The organism is Chamaesiphon sp. VAR_48_metabat_403 (assembly GCF_031422475.1).
Taxonomy (GTDB): domain Bacteria; phylum Cyanobacteriota; class Cyanobacteriia; order Cyanobacteriales; family Chamaesiphonaceae; genus Chamaesiphon.
The window spans coordinates 1-5,205 of sequence record NZ_JANPLS010000153.1; the positions used below are offsets into that span (position 1 = coordinate 1).

Annotated in this window: 4 protein-coding genes and 1 pseudogene; 3 read left to right on the forward strand and 2 right to left on the reverse strand. The window is 45.5% G+C overall.

Annotated elements, in window-relative coordinates:
• Positions 1-286, reverse strand: a 286-nt coding sequence (locus RMO79_RS07380) for a DnaJ domain-containing protein (RefSeq protein WP_310482468.1), incomplete at its 3' end; no start/stop codon positions are given.
• 54 nt (positions 287-340) lie between these two features.
• Complete coding sequence (locus tag RMO79_RS07385) at positions 341-1,456, reverse strand: Acg family FMN-binding oxidoreductase (RefSeq protein WP_310482469.1); 1,116 nt, start codon at positions 1,454-1,456, stop codon at positions 341-343.
• 530 nt (positions 1,457-1,986) lie between these two features.
• Between RMO79_RS07385 and RMO79_RS07390 the strand changes: the two genes are divergently transcribed.
• The 3 genes and pseudogenes from RMO79_RS07390 to RMO79_RS07405 form a co-directional block, all read left to right on the forward strand.
• Complete coding sequence (locus RMO79_RS07390; RefSeq protein ID WP_310482470.1) at positions 1,987-2,337, forward strand: hypothetical protein; 351 nt, start codon at positions 1,987-1,989, stop codon at positions 2,335-2,337.
• 255 nt (positions 2,338-2,592) lie between these two features.
• Positions 2,593-4,083 (forward strand): annotated as a pseudogene (locus RMO79_RS24470) (efflux RND transporter periplasmic adaptor subunit).
• A 216-nt stretch (positions 4,084-4,299) separates the two neighbouring features.
• Positions 4,300-5,205: ABC transporter permease (locus RMO79_RS07405; RefSeq protein WP_310482473.1), on the forward strand; the 906-nt coding region annotated here is incomplete at its 3' end.

The window sequence follows — 5,205 nt, forward strand, 5'->3', positions numbered from 1 at the left end:
CAGTCCCGACATTAGTTCCGGTAGGTGGCGGTACTTCACCATAACCAGGGCGATCCCAGTGCTGACCGAACTTGTCATATTTCTCCCGCTTTTCTGGATCGGAAAGCACCTGATTTGCTTCGTTGAGATCTTTGAACTTTGCCTCTGCATCTTTATCGCCTGGATTGAGGTCGGGATGGCACTTGCGGGCAAGTTTGCGATAAGCTCGCTTGATTTCTTCAGGAGTTGCCGTTTTTGGCACTCCCAGGGTCGCATAGTAATCTTTAAAATCTGTTGCAGTTGGCATTAATTACCTCTGGCTTGCAGGTTATTCTATTCGTCTCGATCTGGATGTTGCCCATCATATCTGGATAAATCGAGCGATTGGTCGGCGGAGGGAAACTGGCTGTGGATAATTCTTTAAATAACCCGTTCGTAAGATAAATTGAACGTGTTCGCCGATACCAATCGACTGGTTCAACTTTACTTTGGTTGATGGTTCTTCTAATATCTGGGTCATCGGATGGATGGCGATATTCCTTTCCCGCACTTTTAGGAAAAGTCTTTCCATACGTCTCCCAATTTCCAGCAGTGCCGCTACTGAATTATCCTGACTGGTAATTAAAATCCAGCCTGCCGATTCCGATACTTCTTTCTGAATATTATCGATACCTCGTTCTCTAAAATCTTTGGTCATCACATTGTCTTTATCGTAAGAATTTCGCACTACCCAACCAGGAATTCCGGTTATTTCCATCCCTGCGGTTGTTAACCCATCACGATATTTATCGGCATCCTGACTAGAGAATCGGATCCAGTTAACTAATTCTTGCTGTGCTGGATCGCGGTAAGATTGCAGGCGATTGGCGGCGATCGTTTGTTCGTCAATAAATTTACTTTCTTTACTGGTGTTAGGTAAGTAGTGAATAAATTCCGGCTCTGAATCGACAAGATATGTAATATCTTCTTGTTTTAGCAGATCGCTTAAAAAATTAGAGCGGACAGTCCGACGGCTAGTGATTTTTGTAATGTCAAAATTATTTGTAGATGCTTTTTTACTCAGCTTTACTTCCATCACCAGGTCGTCTTGATTAGTCGTTGCTAACAACTTCCAATCACAGGCGTAGCCAAAGGAACCAGCAGCATATTCAAGATTTTGTAGAAAAGCACCGATCGATAACATTGTTTCACGCTGAGTCGGATCGACAGCAGGGAGCCATTTACTTCGATCGTTACCGATAATCCAATGATAAGGTTCGATATATCGAACAAACCACGGCTGGGTATTATGACCGCTCGGCGCGAGTGAAGCTAGAAATAGAATCTTTTTTTCATCCGGTTTAAGATTCTTATTATTATCGTCTACTTGTCTTAGATCCGCCCTAACCAAATTAGTATTATCGCTCAATAAATAAGCTGTTGTCCCGACTACTCCGATCGTCCCACTGATAATGCCGATAAATTTTATTCTGTTCATATAACTTAGATCGGCTCTATTGTTTTCTAAATATTAGAATCGACCATTTAGTGCGATTGATGTATAGCTTTCCATCTGCTTGGACTTGGAGATCGTGCACAAAATTACCCCGAATCATTCCAACCTTCATACTGTGACGATAATATCGTCGCCATTTAATTTGGATGATCCAGAACCTAAAACAACTATTTTGTTGTACAAAGTTATTCATATCTATCGTAGCTTCTAAATGTGAGGAAGTTGTGAGGTGTCTACAATATTTTTCTGACTCAGCTCAATAGAATTAATGGCTTAAAGCTTTCCTGAAAGCTAGCTATACGCCTTAAATCAGACTGGTGTCGGATACAATAAAATTTGTAATATATTGACAAAAATTAACCCTATATTATTCTGTTTTATTGAAATATTTTTATCTATGTCTTTAGAGGGAGTGATTTGTTAATTTCATCGATTAACTTTAAAATACGATCGATTAATTAATTTCTAAGTTTAATCGATTGACTCAAACTTTGTATTTTGGAACGAATCTGATGAAAAAGATAATTTTGCTAGCACTGGTATGTACGGGATTCGTAGTAACTACGCCCTTTACTGCACAGGCACTAGATTCAGAAAAAATCGGTCAGAACCCCGATTCTCATTCTGAGCAACTGAGCGAACGGGAGCTGAATATGTCGCTTGCTCAGTACAATCGTAACCAAAATCGCCAACGGCAGTTTTCTGTTTATTACCGTAATCCCCGCCAACGCCAATGGACTTTAGAGGGGTACCATCCAAATCGTCGCGATGCCCAACAGGCTGCTAACAGATTGCAGCGACGTGGTTATAGAACCTACGTGCAAGTCAGTCGAAGAGTTTATGGTGGCATGAATCGAGGCTAATATCTGCAACTGAAGACGATCTGTAGACCAATTTACTTAAAAAAACAGAGAATTTATCATGAAAAAATATCTTATTGCCTTAGCTCTCCTAGCCTCCGATTAAAAGGAGCACTAAACGTACCGCTAAATAACGGTCAGGATCGAGACACAACTTTTACTGTTGGGGCTGGTTTCCGGTTCTAAAGTCTGGCGATCTAGACAGCAACTAGGACATTGGAATCAATCGATGTCCTCACACCAAAATTTGAGGTGACAATGTTGAGTATTAGTCTGAATTTAAAGAAGGGGATCGATGCTCTGTCGGAGACGATCCACCAGCCAAAAATCAAAAAATGGTTAATTGGTTTGCTGGTGGCAATTCCGTTGCTCGGTATTGGTAGCTATGTTGGCTACAACCAATTAGTAACTGTACCCAAACAACGAGCGCAAAACAAGATTCAGACAGCCGCAGTCACGCGGGGGAATCTGACAGTTTTGGTGTCCGCCAATGGCACCGTGCAACCCGAAAGTTCGGTCAATGTCAGCCCCAAAAACTCCGGTGTCTTAAAACGGCTGCTGGTCAAGGAAGGTGATTTTGTCAAGCCAGGGCAGATTGTCGCCTATATGGACAATTCAAACCTGCAAGGGCAATTGCTCCAGTCTGGAGGCAACCTTGCTGCTGCTCAGGCGAATTTGAGTAAGGTGATTGCGGGAAATCGATCGCAAGATATCGCTGGGGCTACTGCTCAAGTAGCCGAAGCCACCGCCAGTTTGAGTAAAGTGATGGCGGGGAATCGATCGCAAGATATCGCTGGAGCTGTAGCCAACTTGAATAAAGCTCAAGTCACCCACAGACAAGCTCAAGAAGATTTGTCCCGCACTCAAAAATTACAAGCATCAGGCGCAATCTCTCAACAAGCTTTGAGTACGGCTCGATCGACCCACGATACTGCCCAAGCGCAAGTAGACCAAGCATAGCAAGCCTTGAGTCTACTTAAAGCCGGATCGCGCCCTGAAGAGATCGCCCAAGCTAGAAGCGTCGTCAACCAACGCCAGCAAGCATTGAACCTGCTCAAAGCCGGATCGCGTCCCGAAGATATCGCCCAAGCCCGTGCCCAAGTAATGGCAGCTCAGGGTGCAATGGCGATCGCGCAACGGAATATCGACGATACTGTCATTCGCGCCCCCTTCGCGGGGATTATCGCTCGTAAATACGCCGATCCAGGTGCCTTTGTGACTCCTACAACGGCGGGTAGTGCGGTGACTTCAGCAACCTCATCTTCAATTCTGGCTCTAGCATCTACCAATGAAATTGTGGCGCAGGTAGCCGAAGCCAGCATTTCCCAAATCCGCGTCGGGCAAGTAGCAGTAATTAAAGTTGATGCCTATTCTGGCAAAACCTTTGCGGGTAAAGTGACACAAGTTGCTACCCAGTCTTTGGTGCAGCAAAATGTGACCAGTTTTGAGGTGAAGGTAGCGGTGACTGACTCCCAACGACTGCTCCATCAGGGAATGAATGTGTCGATCGATTTCAAGGCTGGAGAACTAAAGCAGGTGCTAGTTGTGCCGACAGCTTCGATCGTTCAACAGAAAGCAGTTCAGGGTGTATTTGTAGCGAAAACAGGCGGCGATCCGGTCTTTGTGCCGATCGTGGTGGGGACGACTGTTAATGATAAGACTGAAGTTAAGTCTGGTTTAACTGGGAATGAGCGGGTGTTACTCAGCTTTCCCGCCGGAACCCGCAAAGCTTCTTCTGGTTTTAACTAGCGTCAGTTTGGGATAAAGAGAGCCTGGAGACTAGAAGTCTCCGCTCATGATGCAAAGTCCGCCTACGCGGACTAGAAGATTTAGTCCGCCTACGCGGACTTCGCACCACTAGCACCGATTTCAATCGAGTGCGGTGCTTAAACGAAGCGAATATCCTTAACCCGTTGGCGTAGCCTTTCCGCCAGGAAAATTCACGTCAATTAGCTCGATCATCCTATGAAAACAAGACATCCGCCCAAATCTCTTTTGCGTCCGTCTCGCCGTCACAAACGCAAAATCTCACTGCTGGAAATATTCCTGATGGCAGTGGAAACCCTGTGGAGTAACAAAATCCGCAGTGGCTTAACGATGCTGGGCGTAATTATTGGCATTTCCTCGGTGATTGCGATTACTTCGATCGGGCAAGGCGTGCAAAGAGCCACTGAGTTGAGAATTGAGGCATTGGGTACTAATATCCTACAAGTTTCAGCAGCCGCAGCGAGAACGGGTGGCATCAGTCAGGGGGCTGGTTCTGCTAGTACCCTGACCTGGGAAGATGCGCGATCGATCGCCAAACAAGTCCCCGCTGCGACTGCGGTGTCAGCGTTTTTATATCGCCCAGGTGTTCAGGTGGTGCGGGGGAATGTCAACATTTCAATAACTGCCATCGGCACGGATTTAAACTTTCCAGCGGTAAGAAATGTCAAGCCCCAACTAGGGACATTTTTTCAGCAGCAGGATTTAGATATAGCTAAAGCAGTGGTGGTAATCGGTGCCAAAATTCGAGACGATCTGTTCGCTCCATCCGAAACGGCGATTGGTAGCGATATTCGGATTCAGAGTAAGCGTTATCGCGTGGTGGGGGTAATGGAGCGGAAAGGGGCTGTCGGGCTGCAAGATATGAATAATGTGGTGTATCTGCCACTGACTAATATGTCCGCCGAGATTGTTGGTAACAATGCGCTCACAGGTGTGGCAATCAATGGCTTTTGGCTCAAATCGAGCAATCCCGACCAGCTCGAAGCAGCGGAATTTCAGGTGACTAATGTACTCCGGCTACGCCATGATATCCGCCCGCCTAAAGAGGATGATTTTACTGTCACCAATGAAGTGGATCTGATTAAGACTTTCACGAATATTATG